The 16,609-nt window shown below is 69.6% G+C and carries 15 protein-coding genes; 5 read left to right on the forward strand and 10 right to left on the reverse strand.

Annotation, left to right across the window (positions count from 1 at the left end):
- Together JWR86_RS03650 and JWR86_RS03655 are read left to right on the forward strand one after the other, a co-directional pair.
- The gene (locus JWR86_RS03650) at window positions 1–822 is read left to right on the forward strand and encodes a ParA family protein (RefSeq protein ID WP_299560870.1); all 822 of its coding nucleotides are present in this window, start codon (window positions 1–3) and stop codon (window positions 820–822) included.
- Window positions 819–1,766 carry a ParB/RepB/Spo0J family partition protein gene (locus tag JWR86_RS03655; RefSeq protein ID WP_299560873.1) on the forward strand — a complete coding sequence of 316 codons (948 nt, stop codon included), beginning with the start codon at window positions 819–821 and terminating at the stop codon, window positions 1,764–1,766. Before JWR86_RS03650 ends, JWR86_RS03655 begins: the two co-directional genes overlap by 4 nt.
- Here JWR86_RS03655 and holA read toward each other — a convergent pair.
- From holA to leuS, 3 genes are read right to left on the reverse strand one after another with little or no spacing between them, the layout of a single operon-like run.
- Window positions 1,691–2,770 carry a DNA polymerase III subunit delta gene (holA, locus tag JWR86_RS03660; RefSeq protein ID WP_299560875.1) on the reverse strand — a complete coding sequence of 360 codons (1,080 nt, stop codon included), beginning with the start codon at window positions 2,768–2,770 and terminating at the stop codon, window positions 1,691–1,693. The two genes, JWR86_RS03655 and holA, sit on opposite strands and share 76 nt — an antisense overlap.
- 6 nt (window positions 2,771–2,776) lie before the next feature.
- On the reverse strand, window positions 2,777–3,274 hold the full coding sequence (gene lptE, locus JWR86_RS03665) for an LPS assembly lipoprotein LptE (protein WP_299560878.1): 498 nt from the start codon (window positions 3,272–3,274) through the stop codon (window positions 2,777–2,779).
- A 16-nt stretch (window positions 3,275–3,290) separates the two neighbouring features.
- A complete protein-coding gene (leuS, locus tag JWR86_RS03670; RefSeq protein WP_299560881.1) occupies window positions 3,291–5,900 on the reverse strand; it encodes a leucine--tRNA ligase in 2,610 nt (869 codons plus the stop codon).
- Window positions 5,901–6,020: 120 nt separating this feature from the next.
- On the opposite strand from leuS, the gene JWR86_RS03675 reads away from it, so the two are divergent.
- Window positions 6,021–6,731, forward strand: coding sequence for a YggS family pyridoxal phosphate-dependent enzyme (locus tag JWR86_RS03675; RefSeq protein ID WP_299560884.1), 711 nt, complete (start codon window positions 6,021–6,023; stop codon window positions 6,729–6,731).
- A 25-nt stretch (window positions 6,732–6,756) separates the two neighbouring features.
- Here the strand turns inward: JWR86_RS03675 and JWR86_RS03680 are convergent, their stop codons facing one another.
- Window positions 6,757–7,305, reverse strand: a complete 549-nt coding sequence (locus JWR86_RS03680; protein ID WP_299560887.1) for a L,D-transpeptidase family protein — start codon at window positions 7,303–7,305, stop codon at window positions 6,757–6,759.
- Window positions 7,306–7,391: 86 nt separating this feature from the next.
- Here JWR86_RS03680 and JWR86_RS03685 point away from each other — a divergent pair, with 86 nt between their 5' ends.
- Together JWR86_RS03685 and JWR86_RS03690 are read left to right on the forward strand one after the other, a co-directional pair.
- On the forward strand, window positions 7,392–8,078 hold the full coding sequence (locus JWR86_RS03685; protein WP_299560890.1) for a response regulator transcription factor: 687 nt from the start codon (window positions 7,392–7,394) through the stop codon (window positions 8,076–8,078).
- Between the two features lie 13 nt (window positions 8,079–8,091).
- Window positions 8,092–8,580 carry a cyclic nucleotide-binding domain-containing protein gene (locus JWR86_RS03690; protein WP_299560893.1) on the forward strand — a complete coding sequence of 163 codons (489 nt, stop codon included), beginning with the start codon at window positions 8,092–8,094 and terminating at the stop codon, window positions 8,578–8,580.
- On the opposite strand, the gene JWR86_RS03695 is transcribed toward JWR86_RS03690, so the two are convergent.
- The 6 genes from JWR86_RS03695 to JWR86_RS03720 form a co-directional block, all read right to left on the reverse strand.
- The gene (locus tag JWR86_RS03695) at window positions 8,558–9,367 is read right to left on the reverse strand and encodes an exodeoxyribonuclease III (protein WP_299560896.1); all 810 of its coding nucleotides are present in this window, start codon (window positions 9,365–9,367) and stop codon (window positions 8,558–8,560) included. The genes JWR86_RS03690 and JWR86_RS03695 overlap by 23 nt on opposite strands.
- Before the next feature lie 118 nt (window positions 9,368–9,485).
- Complete coding sequence (locus JWR86_RS03700) at window positions 9,486–10,235, reverse strand: outer membrane lipoprotein carrier protein LolA (protein ID WP_299560899.1); 750 nt, start codon at window positions 10,233–10,235, stop codon at window positions 9,486–9,488.
- 37 nt (window positions 10,236–10,272) lie between these two features.
- Window positions 10,273–12,966, reverse strand: coding sequence for a DNA translocase FtsK (locus JWR86_RS03705; RefSeq protein ID WP_299560917.1), 2,694 nt, complete (start codon window positions 12,964–12,966; stop codon window positions 10,273–10,275).
- Between the two features lie 89 nt (window positions 12,967–13,055).
- Window positions 13,056–14,078 carry a GTP-binding protein gene (locus JWR86_RS03710; protein WP_299560902.1) on the reverse strand — a complete coding sequence of 341 codons (1,023 nt, stop codon included), beginning with the start codon at window positions 14,076–14,078 and terminating at the stop codon, window positions 13,056–13,058.
- The gene (locus JWR86_RS03715) at window positions 14,075–15,706 is read right to left on the reverse strand and encodes an amidohydrolase family protein (protein WP_299560905.1); all 1,632 of its coding nucleotides are present in this window, start codon (window positions 15,704–15,706) and stop codon (window positions 14,075–14,077) included. Before JWR86_RS03715 ends, JWR86_RS03710 begins: the two co-directional genes overlap by 4 nt.
- 10 nt (window positions 15,707–15,716) lie before the next feature.
- Window positions 15,717–16,556, reverse strand: coding sequence for an ABC transporter permease (locus tag JWR86_RS03720; RefSeq protein WP_299560908.1), 840 nt, complete (start codon window positions 16,554–16,556; stop codon window positions 15,717–15,719).
- Window positions 16,557–16,609 lie beyond the last annotated feature (53 nt).

The following is a 16,609-nucleotide window of genomic DNA, read 5'->3' on the forward strand; positions in this document are numbered from 1 at the left end:
TTGCCGACATCTCGGTCCCCCGCTCTGCCCCGGGTCTTCGCCCTCGCGAACCAGAAGGGGGGTGTCGGCAAGACCACCACCGCCATCAATCTCGGCACAGCCCTCGCCGCCATCGGCGAGCGCGTCCTCGTGATCGACCTCGATCCGCAGGGAAACGCCTCGACGGGTCTCGGGATCGACCGACGCCACCGTGCGGTATCGAACTACCATGTCATGGCCGGTCATGCGGAACTGCGCCAAGCGGTGCAGCCGACGGCGGTCCCCAACCTGTTCCTCGCGCCGTCCACCATGGACCTGCTCGGCGTCGAACTTGAGATCGCGCAGGAGCGTGATCGGGCCGTTCGCCTGCGCCACGCCATCGCGTCGCTTGCCGAGGCGGACGAGGCGACGCGCTTCACCTACGTGCTGATCGATTGCCCGCCGTCGCTGAACCTCCTCACCATCAACGCGTTGGCGGCCGCGGACGCGGTGCTGGTTCCGTTGCAATGCGAGTTCTTCGCGCTGGAGGGGCTCAGCCAGCTCCTCAAGAGCGTCGAGCAGGTCAGGACCACGCTGAACCCGGCGCTGACGATCCATGGTGTCGTGCTCACCATGTTCGATCCCCGCAACAATCTGGCGAACCAGGTCGTCGCGGACGTGCGACAATTCATGGGTGCCAAGGTCTACGACACGGTCATTCCCCGTAACGTCCGGGTGTCCGAGGCGCCGTCACACGGCAAGCCCGCCCTCCTCTACGACCTTCGCTGTGCGGGGTCTCAAGCCTACCTCCGGCTCGCCTCCGAGGTGATCCAGCGAGAACGCGCGCTGAGGGCTGCGGCATGACGAGAAGCACCACGACGGCCAGACTCGACGACACCGCGGCCCCGAGAGCCCGCCTCGGCCGCGGCCTCGCCGCCCTTATCGGAGATTTCGACGACGGCGTCGCCAGCTCCGAGCGGCCCTCCGGTGCCAAGCAGGTGCCGGTCGAGTTTCTGAAGCGCAATCCGCGCAATCCGCGGACGACCTTTTCGGAGGCCGAGCTTGAGGATCTGACCGCGTCGATCCGCGAGCGCGGCATCATTCAACCGATCATCGTCCGGTCGCTGAACCAGCTTCCTGGCGCCTTCGAGATCATCGCCGGCGAGCGGCGCTGGCGGGCGGCCCAGCGCGCCGGCCTGCACGAGGTCCCGGTGGTGGTGGTGGAGGCGGATGACCGCCTCGCGCTCGAACTCGCCATCATCGAGAACGTGCAGCGCAGCGACCTGAACGCGCTGGAAGAGGCGCGCGGCTACCAGCACCTGATCGACGAACACGGCTACACGCAGGCCGATCTCGGCACCACGCTCGGCAAGAGCCGCAGCCACATCGCCAACACGCTGCGCCTGCTGAAGCTGCCCGACTCCGTTCGGGACCTGATCAGCCGCGGTGAGCTCTCGGCCGGCCATGGCCGTGCCCTGCTGGCCGTGCCCGATCCGGAGGTCGTGGCCCGGCGGGTGGTCGATCGCGGCCTCACCGTCCGCGACGTCGAGCGGCTCGGCCGCGAGCCGGTGGGCGAGGGCGAGGACGGAACGCGGCCCGCCCGGCCCGGTCGCCCGCGCCAGACCAAGGCGGAGGATGTCGATGCACGGGCTCTCGAGCGCGATCTCGAGGAGATGCTGGGCCTCGTGGTCCAGATCGATTCGCGGGGCGAGGAGGGGCGGCTGACGATCCGCTACCGGTCTCTGGACCAGCTCGACGCGCTTTGCCGGGCACTCAAGCTCTCGGTTCGGGACCGCGATCCCGGGTAGCTGGCGATCCGATAGAGGCTCGCGGCCGTCACCGCCGAGCTGAGCTGCGCCATTTGGCGGCTGCGAAGGGTCGCCGCCTGCAGGGCCGACACGACATCGGCCAGGGTGGCGGTGGGCCAGCGGGACAGCTGCTGCTGCACAGCGGCGCGGCGCCGCGGGGACAGGCCCCTCCAGCTCGTCATGGCGGTGTCCGGGCTGTCACCCTCATCCAAGCGCGCCCGGGCGGTGCTGAGCGCCAGCGCGTGCCGCAGGGCGCCGGACAGGAGGGCAGCCGGGCTGGTGCCGCGGGCCTGGTGCTGCGCCCAGACGGCGTCCCAGGCCGCTACACGCCCAGAAAAGGCTGCGTCCAAGGCCGCGTCGATGCTGAGGCCCGACGCGTCGCTGATCACAGCCTCCACGTCCTCCTCGCTCACCGTCTCCTGGCCGTGGCAGAACAAAGTCAGCTTCTCGAGTTCCGTCCTGCTGGAGAGCCGGTCTTCGCCGAGGCTGGCCAGGAGCAAGGCGCGCGCGTCGCCCTCGAAGCGGAGGTTTGCGGCGGCCATGAAACCGTCCACCACCGCCGCGAGATCGCGCTCGCTGTCAGGGTAGCAGGGCAGCGCCAGCGCCAGGGGCGAGGCTTCGCAGGCAGCGCGCAGCGGTGAGCTGCGCTGCAGGTCACCCGCCTCGACCACGATCAGCGTATCGGGCAGCGGCGCGGCCAGACATTCGGCCACCGCACCCGAGATGTTGCGGGAGGTCGGCCCGACGCGAATCACCCGCGGGCCGGCCAGCAGGCTGTAGGTCGAGGCTTCCTCGACCAACCGCGCCGGCCGGTCAGCGACGGAATCCCCGTCCATCCGGACGAGCTGGAAGGGGTCGGCGGGATCGCGGGCGACACTCTCGGCCGCCTTGCGGGCTCTCTCGTTCACGAGGCCCGCATCCGGACCGTAGAGAAGCAGGAGCTGGATGCCGGCCGGCAGCGATCGCAGCGCCCGCTCGACGTCCGGCGGCTTGACGGCCACCATGGACCGTCAGGGCCGCGTGGCGAAGAGCTGGGCCAGTCGCTGCCTGATGTCGTCGGAGACGAGCTTTGCGGCCCGGATCTCGGCGTCACGGGCCGCCCTCACCGAGGCGAAGCGCTGCGGGTCGCGGAAATACGTCGCGGTCGCCCGAGCCGTGCCGGTGCCGAGCGTGCGGGTGCCATCCGTCGTGGTCAGGGCATATTTCACCGTGACGTTCAGGAGTGCGGCATCGGCCCGGCCGGTCAGCGTGTCGGTGGTCGTGACCTGCACCGACTCGCTCGCATCGAGCTTGAGCCGGTAGAGCTTCGGGCTCACCGTCCCGGAGCCGTCGAGGTCGAACACCAACTCGCTGCGAAGGTAGTGGCCGAGACGTTCCTGCCCGGGGGCGGTCCCGACCGTCTCGACGGCGACCGATGCGAGCGCCTCGCGCAAGGGCACCCCCGAGGCCGTGGGGCCGTAAAGCGGCCGAAAGCACCCGGACAGGGCCACGCCCAGCACGGCCGTCATGAGGACAGCACCCCGTCTATGCCACGACATTGACGATCCTGTTCGGGACAATGATGACCTTCTTGGCCGGTCGCCCTTCCATAGCGCGGATTACCGGCTCGAGCGACAGGGCCGCGGCCTCGATCGCCGCAGCATCCGCCGACCGTGGCACGGTGACATCGGCCCGTTTGCGGCCATTCACCTGCACCGGAAGGGTGACCTCGTCTTCCACCAGCAGCGCGGGGTCGTAGGTCGGCCACGGCGCGGACGCGACGAGCCCGGCCTTCGGATCGAGGACGTGCCAGCACTCCTCGGCCAGATGCGGCATCATGGGAGCAACCATCTGCACCAGCAGCCGGCCGGCCTCCTCCAGGCCAGCCGACGAGCCGAGGCCGGTTTCGCGCCGCGCTGCCACGTCCGCCGTCAGCACGTTGGTCAGCTCATAGAGCCGGGCCACCGCGCGGTTGAAGCGGAGGGCCTCGAGGTCGTCCTGAAGCACCTTGAGGGCGCCATGGGCGGCCTTGCGGAGCGGCTCGTCGCGCCCGGACGCGTCTGCGCCCGCCGACGTCGCCAAGCTGCGGATCTCGTTCACCAGGCGCCAGAGACGCTGCACGAAGCGCCAGGCGCCCTGCACGCCTTCCTCGGTCCACACGACGTCGCGCTCGGGAGGGGAGTCGGACAGCATGAACCAGCGGGCCGTATCCGCCCCGTAGCTCGCGATGATGTCGTCCGGATCCACCGTGTTGCGGCGCGACTTCGACATCTTCTCGATGCCGCCGATGGCCACCGGCGCGCCGGTTTTCACGTGAAACGCTTTGCGGTCCGGACCCGAGCCCTCGAACCGCACCTCGGCGGGCTGCAGCCAGGCACCGTCCGGGTCGCGGTAGGTCTCGTGGACCACCATTCCCTGCGTGAACAGGCCGGCAAACGGCTCGTCCAGCCCCGTCCAGCCGGTCTTCCGCATGGCGCGGGTGAAGAATCGCGAATACAGAAGATGCAGGATCGCGTGTTCGATGCCGCCGATATACTGATCGACAGGCAACCACGCATTCACATCCGCCACATCTGTCGGAGCGTTGTTGAGTTCGGTGTTCGTGAACCTGGCGAAATACCAGGACGAGTCGACGAACGTATCCATGGTGTCCGTCTCGCGGCGGGCCTCTCCGCCGCAGGATGGACAGGGGGTGCGCCCCCAACTCTCGTGCCGTTCCAGCGGATTGCCGGGCTGGTCGAAGGTGACGTCGTCGGGCAGCAGCACCGGCAAGTGCTCGGCCGGCACCGGCACGACACCGCAGGCCTCGCAATGCACGACCGGGATCGGACATCCCCAGTAACGCTGCCGCGAGATGCCCCAGTCGCGCAGCCGGTAGATGACGCGCCGCTCCGCCACCGGGGCTCCGTCGCGGGTCAGGCTGCACAGGCGCCGGGCGACCTCGTCGAACGCCTCGTCGGGCGTCAGCCCGTCGAGATAGCGCGAATTGATCATGCGGCCGTCGCCGTCATAGGCCCGGTCGGTCACCTCGAAGGTGGCCGGATCGGTGCCGGGCGGGGCGACGACGGGCGTCACCGGCAGGCCCTGCATGCGGGCAAAATCCAAGTCGCGCTGGTCGTGCGCCGGACAGCCGAAGATGGCGCCCGTGCCGTATTCCATGAGCACGAAATTCGCGACGTAGACCGGCAGGCGCCGGTCGGGGTCGAGCGGATGGATGGCCCGGATGCCGGTGTCGAAGCCGCGCTTCTCGGCCGTCTCCACGGCGGCCTGAGAGGTCCCGACGCGCCGGCATTCCTCGATGAACTCGGCCAGCGCCGGATTGCCGCTCGCGGCCGCAAGGGCCAGCGGGTGATCGGCCGCAACCGCCATGAACTCGGCGCCGAACAGTGTGTCGGGCCGTGTCGTGTAGATCGCCAGCTCGCCGGCGGGCTCCGTCCCGGTGTCCAGCGCGAAGCGGATGAACAGCCCTTCGGACTTGCCGATCCAGTTGCGCTGCATCAGCCGGACCTTGTCCGGCCAGCGGGTGAGGTCGTTCAGCTGCGCGTCGAGATCGCCGGCGAAATCCGTGATGCGCAGGAACCACTGCGTCAGCTCGCGTTGCTCCACGAGCGCACCGGAGCGCCAACCGCGTCCGTCGATCACCTGCTCGTTGGCCAGCACCGTGTGGTCGACCGGATCCCAGTTCACCTTGGCGGCACGGCGATCCACCAGGCCTGCCTTCAGGAAGTCGAGAAACAGCCGCTGCTGGTGCTTGTAGTAGTCGGGGTCGCAGGTCGCGAATTCGCGGGCCCAGTCAATGGACAATCCCATGGACTTAAGCTGACCCCGCATGGTCGCGATGTTGGCGTAGGTCCAATCCTTCGGGTGAATGCGGTTCTGCATGGCCGCGTTTTCGGCCGGCATGCCGAACGCATCCCACCCCATCGGATGCAGGACGTTGAACCCCCTCGCCCGCTTGTAGCGCGCGATGACGTCACCCATCGTGTAGTTGCGGACGTGGCCCATATGGATGCGCCCGGACGGATACGGGAACATCTCCAGCACGTAGTATTTGGGGCGCGGGTCGGTGTTGGAGGTGGCGAACAGGTCGCAATCCGACCACGCCTTTTGCCACCTCGGCTCGGCATCTTTCGCGTTGTATCGCTCAAGGGACATCGTGCGGCGTGAGCTCTTGGACGGTCAGGGAACTTGGATGAGATATGGGGCGACAGACACCATTCCCCGAGAGGGGTCAACGCTCTCCGCTCCCGGAGGCCGGGTGACCCGGAGCTGACCATGACAAGTCTCGAAAACCTTGCCGCCCTGCAGGAAGCGATCGCCCAGGCCGCCCTCGATGCCGGCCGTGAGCCGAGCTCCGTGACGCTGGTCGCCGTGTCCAAGACCGTGCCGGCGGACCGCATCGAGCCGGTGCTGCAGGCCGGTCAGCGGGTGTTCGGCGAGAACTACGTGCAGGAGAGCGCCGCGAAGTGGCCGGCCCTGCGCGAGGCCCATCCGGGCTGCGAGCTTCACCTCCTCGGCCCGCTGCAATCCAACAAGGCGCAGGCCGCGGTGGCGCTGTTCGACGTGATCCACTCGCTCGACCGGCCATCGCTGGCCGCCGCGCTCGCGACCGCCCAGGCGAAGACCGGCCGCCGGCCGCGTGTGCTGTGTCAGGTCAACACGGGCGAGGAGCCGCAAAAGGGCGGCGTTCCGCCCTCGGAGGTCGACAGCTTCGTCCTGCGCTGTCGCACCGAGTTCGGGCTCGATGTCGCCGGGCTGATGTGCATTCCGCCCGCGGATCAGGCCGCCTCCCCGCATTTCGCGCTTCTCAAGGTGGCGGCCGAGCGAAACGGCCTCCCCTGGCTGTCCATGGGCATGAGTGCCGATTTCCGGGAGGCGATCCAGCTCGGCGCGACCCATGTGCGGGTCGGCACGGCCATTTTTGGAGCCAGGCTGCGCGAGGCGCCGGCCGAGGGGGCGGCGCCGCGGGCGGACGTCACGGCTTAGCCCTGGGGTGTCGCGCGGGCGCCGCTCAGCCGATGCGGATTCGCGTGCGGGGTCCGAGACGCTCCACCAGGCGCGCGATGGCGTTTCGGCCCACGGCGACGCAGCCCTCCGTGGGCCCGAAGGCCGGCCGGGCCGAGTGGAGAAAGATCGCGCTGCCGCGGCCGGGCACGGCCGGGCGTCTGTTCCAGTCGAGGTCGAGCACGACGTCGTAGAGGTGATCCTGCCGAAACAGGCGCTCGTGACGCGCCCTGTGCGGCAGCCTGACCGGGCGATTGTAGAGGCGGGAGCCCGGATCGTCGCACCAGCCGTCATCGGGGCCGATGCGTCGGATTGGCAGGGCAGTCCGCGGCCGCCGGGCACGGTCGGGGCGGTACAGCACGGTCAGTACGCGAAAACACCCGGCGGGCGTGCCGCCGTCGCCTTCGCGCTTGCTCCGTACGATCCCGAGGCTGCCAAGCGCGCAGGGAAGATCGAGAGATCCTGCCCTGACGCGACCCTTGGTGGCATCCACCGGAGAGCGAAAGACGCGGATAACGTCCAGGGTGCGGCGCTTCACGGCCGCGAGGGACTTCAACCTTGCCGGGCTGTCAAGCTATAGAGGGTCATGCTGCTCCTCGGATCGGGCCTGGCGCCCGTGCAAGAACGTAGGCGGGTCGGTTGATGCCGAACAGCAGCCGCCTCCTTGTGGTCGAGGATGATCGCGATCTCCGCGACACGCTGATCGAGCAGTTGGCGCCGTCGAGCGAGTTCGAGGTGGTGGCCTGCGAGACCGCAGACGAGGCCCGAGCCGCGATCGCGGCGGGACGGACGGACCTCGTCATCATGGATGTGGGCCTGCCCGACATGGATGGCCGGGACGCCGTCAAGATCATCCGGAAAGAGGGATTCCGGGGCCCGATCATCATGCTGACCGCACAATCGAGCGACGCCGACGTCGTGACCGGTCTCGAGGCGGGCGCCAACGACTATGTGGCGAAGCCCTTCAAATTCGCGGTCCTGCTGGCCCGCATACGGGCCCAGCTGCGCGCGCACGAGGCGTCGGAAGACGCCGTGTTCACCATCGGCCCCTATACCTTCCGGCCCGGGGCCAAGATTCTGGTCAGCGATCGCGGCTCCAAGCTGAAGCTGACCGAGAAGGAAACGGCGATCCTGCGCTTTCTCTACCGGGCGGGGCAGACCACCGTGAGCCGGGACGTGCTGCTGCAGGAGGTCTGGGGCTACAACGCCGCGGTCACGACGCACACGCTGGAGACGCATGTCTACCGCCTCCGGCAGAAGATCGAGTCCAACCCCTCCGCCGCCCGCATCCTGGTGACCGAGCCTGGCGGCTACAAGCTGATGCCCTGAGGCGGAGACCCGGTTGGCTCTCGATGACACGATCGCCATCCTGTCCCAGGCACCGCTGCTCGGACATCTGGAGCGCGACGCCCTCAGGCTCGTAGCCTTTTCCGCTGAAACGCGGCGGCTTCGCACCAACGAGATCCTGTTTCGCGAGGGCGAGCGCTCGGATGGCGGCTATGTGGTCCTGTCCGGCGAGATCGCGGCGAGCCGCGCCGCTTCGGGCGAGGTCACGCTTGCCGGGCCCGGCTCGCTGGTCGGCCGCACCGCCCTCTTCGTCCGAATCGTGCGCCCCGCCTCGGCGATCGCCCGGGAGCCGACCACGCTTCTGCGCATCTCACCGACCCTGATGCGGCGGCTGCTCGAGGAATTCCCGAGCGCGGCCGGGGAGGTCCGGGAGGCGCTGGCTCAGGATCTGACGGAGCTCAGCGACGGGCTGGAGCGGGTCCGCCGCATGCTCCTTGCGATCGACGAGAAGCGGCCTCCGATCAAAGCACCAGGGTCGCCGTGACCGGAGCGTGATCGGAGGGCTGGGGCCAGCCGCGTGCGCAGCCATGGACGTCCACGGCGCGCAGCGTTCCGGCCAGATCCTCGGAGGCCCAGACGTGATCGAGCCGGCGGCCCTTGTTCGCGGTCGCCCAATCCGGCGAGCGATAGCTCCACCACGTGTAGATCTTGGTGGGTTCGGGCACGAGGTGGCGGGCGCCATCCACGAAGCGTCCCTCCTGCCGCAATGACTCGAGCGCCTCCGTCTCGACGGGCGTGTGACTGACCACCTTGAGCAGCTGCTTGTGCGACCACACGTCGTGCTCGAGGGGCGCGACGTTGAGGTCGCCGACCAGCACCGTCGGCCGGCGATCGCGCTGTCCGGCCCAGCGCCGCATCTCGGCGAGAAACCGCAGCTTGTGCTCGAACTTCCCGTTCAGGGCGGGGTCGGGCACGTCACCCCCGGCCGGGACGTAGAAATTATGGATGGCGATCCCGGCCGCCGCTCCCGCCTCGCTGCCGAGCACCACGGAGAGGTGGCGGGCATCCTCGCGCTCGCACCAGCGTCGCGGCTCCACCGATTCGAACGGGAATCGGGACAGGATTGCGACCCCGTTATAGCCCTTCTGGCCGACCTGCACGACGTGCGGGTAGCCAAATTGCTGCAGGGCGCTCAGCGGAAAGCAATCCTCCGGGCATTTGGTCTCCTGCAGGCACAGGACGTCCGGTGAGATCTCGTCCAGGGCCCGCCCGACCTTGTCCAGCCGCAGCCGGACAGAGTTGATGTTCCAGGTCGTGACCTTGAGTTGCACGCAGTCCTCGATGTGTTCTTGAGATCGGCGGCAGCACAGGCGCCCGCCAAAGGGCGGGCACGGCTGATTTCGCGCGGTCGGGGCCGTGGAGGCGAGACGCGATGCCCGCCGGACGGTCTCAGTCGGTCACGGGCCGCATGAATTGCAGCATAAAGATCCGCTGATCGATGGGGCGGTTCTTTTCCACCCCCGAGAGCGCGACCGTGGTGGTGTAGCCCTGCGGGTCGACGACGCGCCAGCGCCGCAGGTTGGCGATCTCGGCGTCGAAGGACAACGTGATGCGCGATGTGCCGCCGAGCGTGGAGCTGTCCTCGATCGTGATCTGGACGCCGTTGCCCTCGCGGCCGACCGACCGCACCGTGGCGTCGCGGGCGAGGTCGATGCGCGAGCTCAGCAGGAACTTCAGCGGTGTCTGGGAGACCGGATAGGGATCGGACGTGTTGAGCTTGCGGTCGCGCACCAGCACGGTCGAGCCGTCGGACACCACCTCCATGGTGGAGGGCTTGTTGTACTCGAAACGCAGCTTGCCGGGCCGCTGCACATAGACGGTGCCGGTGAGCGGGCGCCCGCCGCTGCCCGATTGCGAGAAGGACGCGCTCATCGTCTGCACGCTGTTCAGGGCGGCATTGGCGCGCTCGATCACCTCGCGGTCGTTGAGGGCCGCCTTTTCCGGGCGGCCGGGCGTGATCTCGGTCGGTTCGCCGGCCGAGCGCGACCCGCCCACCTGAGCCATCCTGACGCCGAGCGCGGCCTCCTCCGGCCCGTGCCCGGCGCCACCGGCCGCCGTGGCACCCGGGGCGGCGGCGGTGATCGCGGCGAGCGCGATCCACCCGGCTGCGGACCAACTGCGAGCGGCTGACCGTCCCATTCGAGAACCTCTCCGACGGCCCGCCTGGGGCCGGTCCCTAGTCGTCGTAGGGCGATGACGTCGCCCCGCTCTCCACCAGGATTTCGCGCTTTCCGGCGTGGTTTGCCGGCCCGACAATCCCCTCTTTCTCCATCCGTTCCATGATGGAGGCAGCCCGGTTGTAGCCGATCCCGAGCCGGCGCTGGATATAGGACGTCGAAGCCTTCTTGTCGCGCAGCACGACTGCGATGGCCTGATCGTAGGGGTCCTGCCCCTCCTCGCCGAAGGCCGCCGCCACGGCGCCCTTGTCGAAGGCCGGGCTCTCGTCGCCCTCGCCAGCGCCGCCGTCCTCGTCGGACGTGACGCTGTCGAGATATTGCGGGCGGCCCTGGGCCTTCAGGTGGGCTACGACCTTCTCGACCTCCGAATCGGCCACGAAGGGGCCGTGCACACGGGTGATGCGGCCGCCGCCGGCCATGTAGAGCATGTCGCCCTGCCCGAGCAGCTGCTCGGCGCCCATCTCGCCGAGGATCGTCCGGGAATCGATCTTGGACGTGACCTGGAAGGAGATGCGGGTCGGGAAGTTCGCCTTGATGGTGCCGGTGATGACGTCCACGGACGGGCGCTGCGTCGCCATGATGAGGTGGATGCCGGCGGCCCGGGCCATCTGGGCAAGGCGCTGGATGGCGCCCTCGATGTCCTTTCCGGCCACCATCATCAGGTCGGCCATCTCGTCGACGATGACCACGATGTAGGGGATCTGCTCGAGATCCATGATCTCGTCTTCGTAGATCGCCTCGCCGGTCTCGCGGTCGAATCCGGTCTGCACCGTCCGGGTGATCACCTCGTGCCGCTGCTTGGCCTCCAGCACGCGGGCATTGAAGCCGTCGATGTTGCGGACGCCGAGCTTCGACATCTTCTTGTAGCGCTCCTCCATCTCCCGCACGGCCCATTTCAAGGCGATGACCGCCTTCTTGGGGTCGGTCACGACGGGGGAGAGGAGGTGCGGGATGCCGTCATAGACGGAGAGTTCCAGCATCTTCGGATCGACCATGATCAGCCGGCACTGCTCGGGCGTGTGCATGTAGAGCAGGCTGAGGATCATGGTGTTGATGGCGACCGACTTGCCGGACCCCGTGGTGCCGGCGACCAGCAGGTGCGGCATGCGGGCGAGGTCGGCGATCACCGGTTCGCCGCCGATGGTCTTGCCCAGACAGAGCGCGAGCTTCTGCTTGGTGTCGGCAAAATCGGTCGAGGCGAGCAGCTCCCGCAGAAACACGGTCTCGCGCTTGGCGTTTGGCAGCTCGATGCCGATGACGTTGCGGCCGGGCACCACGGCCACGCGCGCCGAGACGGCGGACATGGAGCGGGCGATGTCGTCGGCGAGGCCGATCACGCGGCTCGACTTGGTCCCGGGCGCCGGCTCGAGTTCGTACAGCGTCACGACCGGACCGGGCCGCACATTGATGATCTCTCCCCGGACGCCGAAATCCTCGAGCGTCGATTCGAGCAGGGTCGCATTCTGCTCGAGCGCATCCTTCGACACGGTCGAGACCTGCTTCTTCGGCTCGGCCAGCAGCGGCAGCGGCGGCTTCTCGTATCCGCCCGCGACGGGAGTCCGGTTCGGCGCCTCGCCGCTGCGGGCACGGATCGGAGCCGCGGCGGGGGCGACACGGCTGGCCTGCGGCCGTTCCGGCACGGCGGCCCGCGGGGCGACCGGAGCCTCGACCCGCGGGGTCGGGACGGGTTCGAAATCGTCCTCGACCTCCTCCGGCTCGGAGGGCTCGGGATAGGCTCTCGCCGGCGCGGCGGATTTCGGCGCCGGGGCCACGAAGCTGTCCGGGGCGTCGAAGCTCTCGTCCTCCGGTTCGGTCGGACGGGGGCTGCGCAGGGCCGGGGTCGGCGCCGTGGGGGCGGCCTGGCTCGGTTCCGGCCAGACGGGAACGGCCGGCTCGCGCCGGGTGACGGGCGCCGGGGCCTCCCGCAGCGCGGGGCGCGGCAGGCCTTCTTCGCGCCACTTGGCGATGCGGCGGCCCAGCGCCGCCCGGGCACTGATGACGCCGTGGACCAGTCCGCCCAGCCAGATGATCGCCCAGCTCGGTTCGTCGTCGCCGGCCCGGTCGTCCGAGCGGCTCTCGCGGGGCGAGTGTGCAGGCGCCTCCTCGGGAGGAGCCTCGTCTCGCCGGCCGGTCAGGCCGCAGGCCGCCGCGAGGGCGAAGGCGGCCAGGCTGCCGAAAAGCAGCCCGGCGAAGGCGGCGCCGGTCGGGCCGGCGAGCCCGGTGATGGTGCGGGTCGCCCCGAGCAGGGCGTCGCCCGCGACCCCGCCGAGGCCGGTCGGCAGGGGCCAGCGCGGCGTGGTCGGAAACGCGCTCACGGCCGCGGCCGCAGCCCAGGTGCCGGCGGCCCAGAGCACGAGCCGCATGCCGAGCCGCCGCAACGTCCCGTGGCGCATCAGCGCGACGCCCCAGATCGCCGGGGCGATCAGGAAGGCGGCCGCGCCGAGCCCGAGGACCTGAACAATCAGATCGGCCGTGATGGCGCCCGGGGCGCCGAGCCAGTTGCGGATCGGAGCGGAGGTGGCGTGGTTGAGGCTGGGGTCCTTGACCGACCAGCTCGCAAGCGCGGCGCCGATGGCTGCGGCGCCGGCCAGCAGCGCCAGCCCGGCGCCTTCGGCCACGCGCCGCCGCAGGAAGCCGACCAGGAGGTCGGACAGGCGCTCCAGGGGCGTTTCATGGCGTCGGTAGGTGTGCATCTGACGAGGGACCACGGCGGCTGCAGGCTGGGCTGCGATCCTAAGAAGCCGCAGTTAAGGCGCCGCTAACCCTGCCGGCCCGGCCGAAATCAGACGGCCTCGGCCCGAAGCGGCCGGGCTCGCGAGGCGGGCCGCCCGGTGCTCCGCGGCAGCTCGAGCCGCAGCGTCGGCGTCAGGGCGGCGAGTTCCGCGCGGTCGAGATCGAAGGCGATCACCACCAGAAACAGCCCCGCGGCCGGTGGCTGGCCCCGGAACGGTGCCAGCGCGCCGAACAGAGTGCCGACGCTCTGCACCAGCACCGGCAGGGTGGATTCCTCGACCCGCACGAGCCCCTTCACCCGCAGGAGACGGTCACCGAGCGCGCCCGCCAAATTGTCGAGCCAGGTCGCGAGATCGTCCGCGCCGATCGGCCCGCGTTGGCGCAGGCAGAGGGTGCTGATCCGCGGATGGGCGTCGGCTCCCAGTCGGCCGTCGTCGTCTGGGACAGGCCAGGTTCCCGGCCGGGGCGGGGCGGCGAGCGCCCGCAGGGCGGCGGCGCGGCGGTCAGGTTCGGCGACGATCTCGGCAAAGGGGTTGATGGCGCGCGCCTCGGCGGCCGCTGCGGCAAAGGCGGCCGGCGCCACGCTGTCTGCCTTGGTCAGGACGATGCGGTGCGCGGCGGCCCATTGCGCGGCCGCCTCCTCGAACCCGGCGGATGCGACGGGCCGGGTCGGATCGAAGGTCGCCACCACGGCGAGCCGCAGGCGATGGGCGGCCAGCGGTGCAAGCTGGCGCAGGATCGGGCCGGGTTTCGACAACCCGCTCGTCTCGAGCACGATGCGGCGGAGCGGCCGGTCCGGATCGGGCCGCGGAGCCGCGAGCAGGGCCTCCACCGTGGCCGTGAGGTCGGTCGTGGCCTGGCAGCAGACGCAGCCGTTGGACAGCATGGTCATGGCGACGTCGCCGCCGGCCTCGCGCAAAAGCGCGCCGTCGAGCCCGATCTCGCCGGCCTCGTTGACGATGATCGCGGTCTCGGCCGCCGCCTCCGTGTCCAGGTATTCGCGCAGGAGGGTCGTCTTGCCCGAGCCCAGGAAGCCGGTCAGGACGACGATCTCCGGCGCGGCCTCGCTCACCCGGCTGCGGCCCGGCTGTCGCGATCGGAGCCGGGGGCGGCGGCCGGCCGGCCATCCTCCTCGTCCCAGCTCGACCGGACCATGTCGCGCACGTCCGCCAGGAGTTCGGCGGTGTCGAAGATGAGCCCGTCCTTGATGGTGGTGCGGAGCCCGCGATGCCACTCGGCCTGGTTCGTCTCCTCATTCAGCCGCATGGCGCCGGTGCCGTAGAGCAGCTTGAAGTCGGTGAGCGGGTTGTGGTCGTGGACCAGGAGGTCGGCCCGCTTGCCGACTTCGACCGTGCCGATCTCGTCCTCGAGCCCGCACAGGGCGGCGCCCTGCGAGGTCGCGGCCCGCAGGACCTCGAGCGGGTTGAAGCCGGCCTCCTGCAGCAGCTCCAGCTCGCGCACGTAACCGAAGCCGAAGATCTGGAAGATGAAGCCGGAATCCGACCCGGTGCAGACCCGGCCGCCGCGGTTCTTGTACTCGTTGATGAAGGCCATCCAGAGCCGGTAGTTCTCCTTCCACTCGATCTCGTTCTGGGTCGACCAGCGATACCAGTACGAGCCGTGGCCGCCCCGCTGCGGCTGAAAGTAGTTCCACATCGACTTCCAGGTGTAGTCGCGGTGCCAGTCGGCCTGACGGGCGCGCATCAGGTCGCGATTCGCGTCGTAGATCGTGAAGGTCGGCACGAAGGTGAAGTCGAGCTCCAGGAAGGCGTCCATGACGGCCTTCCACTTGGCGCTGCCCGGCTCCGCCGCCTGGCCGAACATCTGGCCCGCGACCGAGAAGCGGAAATACTCGTCCGACTGGTCGTAATCGGCCGGGAAGCGCTGCACGACCTGGTCCTCGTAGAGGGCCTCCGGCAGGCCGTAATAATGCTCGGCGCTGGTCAGACCCCAGCGGGCGGTGGTCAGCGCGTTCATGCGCGTGACCGCCATCTGGTCGTGGTGGCAACCCGTCCGCAGCCCGACCTTGCGGCACTCGTCGAGCGCCGCCTCCATGATGGCCGGCGGCGCGCCGAAGAACTTGACCCCGTCAGCGCCGCGGGCGGCGAGCGCCCGGATCCATTCGCGGCCCTGGTCGGGCGTGTGGATGGTCTTAAGCCGATCGTTCACGGCCGGGAAATACGCGTAGGCGAGGAGCCGCGGCGCAGCGATCTTGTGCTCGGCCGAGAGCTTCTTCTGGTCCAGCATCCAGCCGAGCCCGTTGAACGAGCCCATCTCCCGGACCGTGGTGACCCCGTGCGCCAGCCAGAGTTTGTACACGTAATCGACCGGAGGCACCCAGCCGTTGGCCGCGTGGTAGGCGACGCCGGCATGGGCGTGGCAATCCACAAAGCCGGGCGTGACCCACTTGCCGTGGCAGTCGATCTCGTGATCGCCCGGCGGCGGCCGCAGGCTCTCCTTGATGGTCGCAAGCGACGATCCGACCTTCTTGAGAAGGGCGATGCGGCCGTTCTCCACCACGATGTCCACCGGCCCGAGCGGCGGGGCGCCGGTGCCGTCGATCACCCTCGCGCCGCGCAGCACCAGACGCCGGAACGGGCCCTGGCCCCGATCCCGGCTCGTGGCCGCCGCCACCGGGGGCTGGCCCATGCGGGCGCGCTCCTGAGTCAGTTCCTCGCCGGGCAGGGCAGGGTCGGCCATGGTGGTCTCCTCAGGCGGGCCGGCGGGCGCGACGTGCCAGAAGCGCGCTGCCGAGAATGGTGAGCGTCAGCGTCGCGATCAGCAGGATGAAGGCGAGCGCCGCCCCGAACGGCCAGTTCGAGCCTTTCGAGAACTGATCGTAGACGGCCGGGGCCATCATCTTGAATTGCGGCCCACCGAGAAGGACGGCCGTCGCGAAGGTGTTCATGCACAGGATGAACACGAGCGTGCAGCCGGCCGCGACCCCGGGCAGCGCCAGCGGCCAGACCACACGGCGGAACACCGTCAGGGCCGAGGCCCCGAGATTGCTGGCCGCCTCTTCGACGGCGCGCGGAATGCTCTCGATCACGGCCGCGAGCGTCAGCACCATGTAGGGCAGGACCACGGCGATCGTGCCGATCACCACGGCACCGGGCGTGTACAGGATCTTCACCGGCCCATCCGTCAGGCCGACGGCCTGGAGGCCGACATTGACGAAGCCCTGGTTGCCGAGAAGGCCGACCCAGCCCGCCACCCGGACCACGTTCCCGACCAGAAGCGGCACCAGCGTCAGCACGGTGACGAGGCTCTTCCAGCGGCTCTGCATGCGGGCGATCCAGTACCCGGCCGGGAAGCCGAGCAGGAGCGTCAACGCCGTGCAGGTGAGCGCCATGGTGAGCGTGGTGCCCATCACGCCCTGGTAATAGGGGTCGGCGATGGCCCGTACGTAGTTCTCGGCGGTCAGCGCCTCCACCATCATCTGCGACGGGTCGTAGCGGTTCAGCGAGATGCGGCCGAGATAGATCATCGGCCCGACCAGCAGGGCGGCGACGAGCAGCCCGGCCGGCAGCACGAGAGCGGCGGCGCTCATGACGCGACGGCCTGCCCGTGCCGGCGGTGCCGGAGGGTGCCGGGGGCGCGCGC

It is taken from the genome of Enterovirga sp., assembly GCF_028290205.1.
In the GTDB taxonomy this organism is placed as follows: Bacteria; Pseudomonadota; Alphaproteobacteria; order Rhizobiales; family Beijerinckiaceae; genus Enterovirga.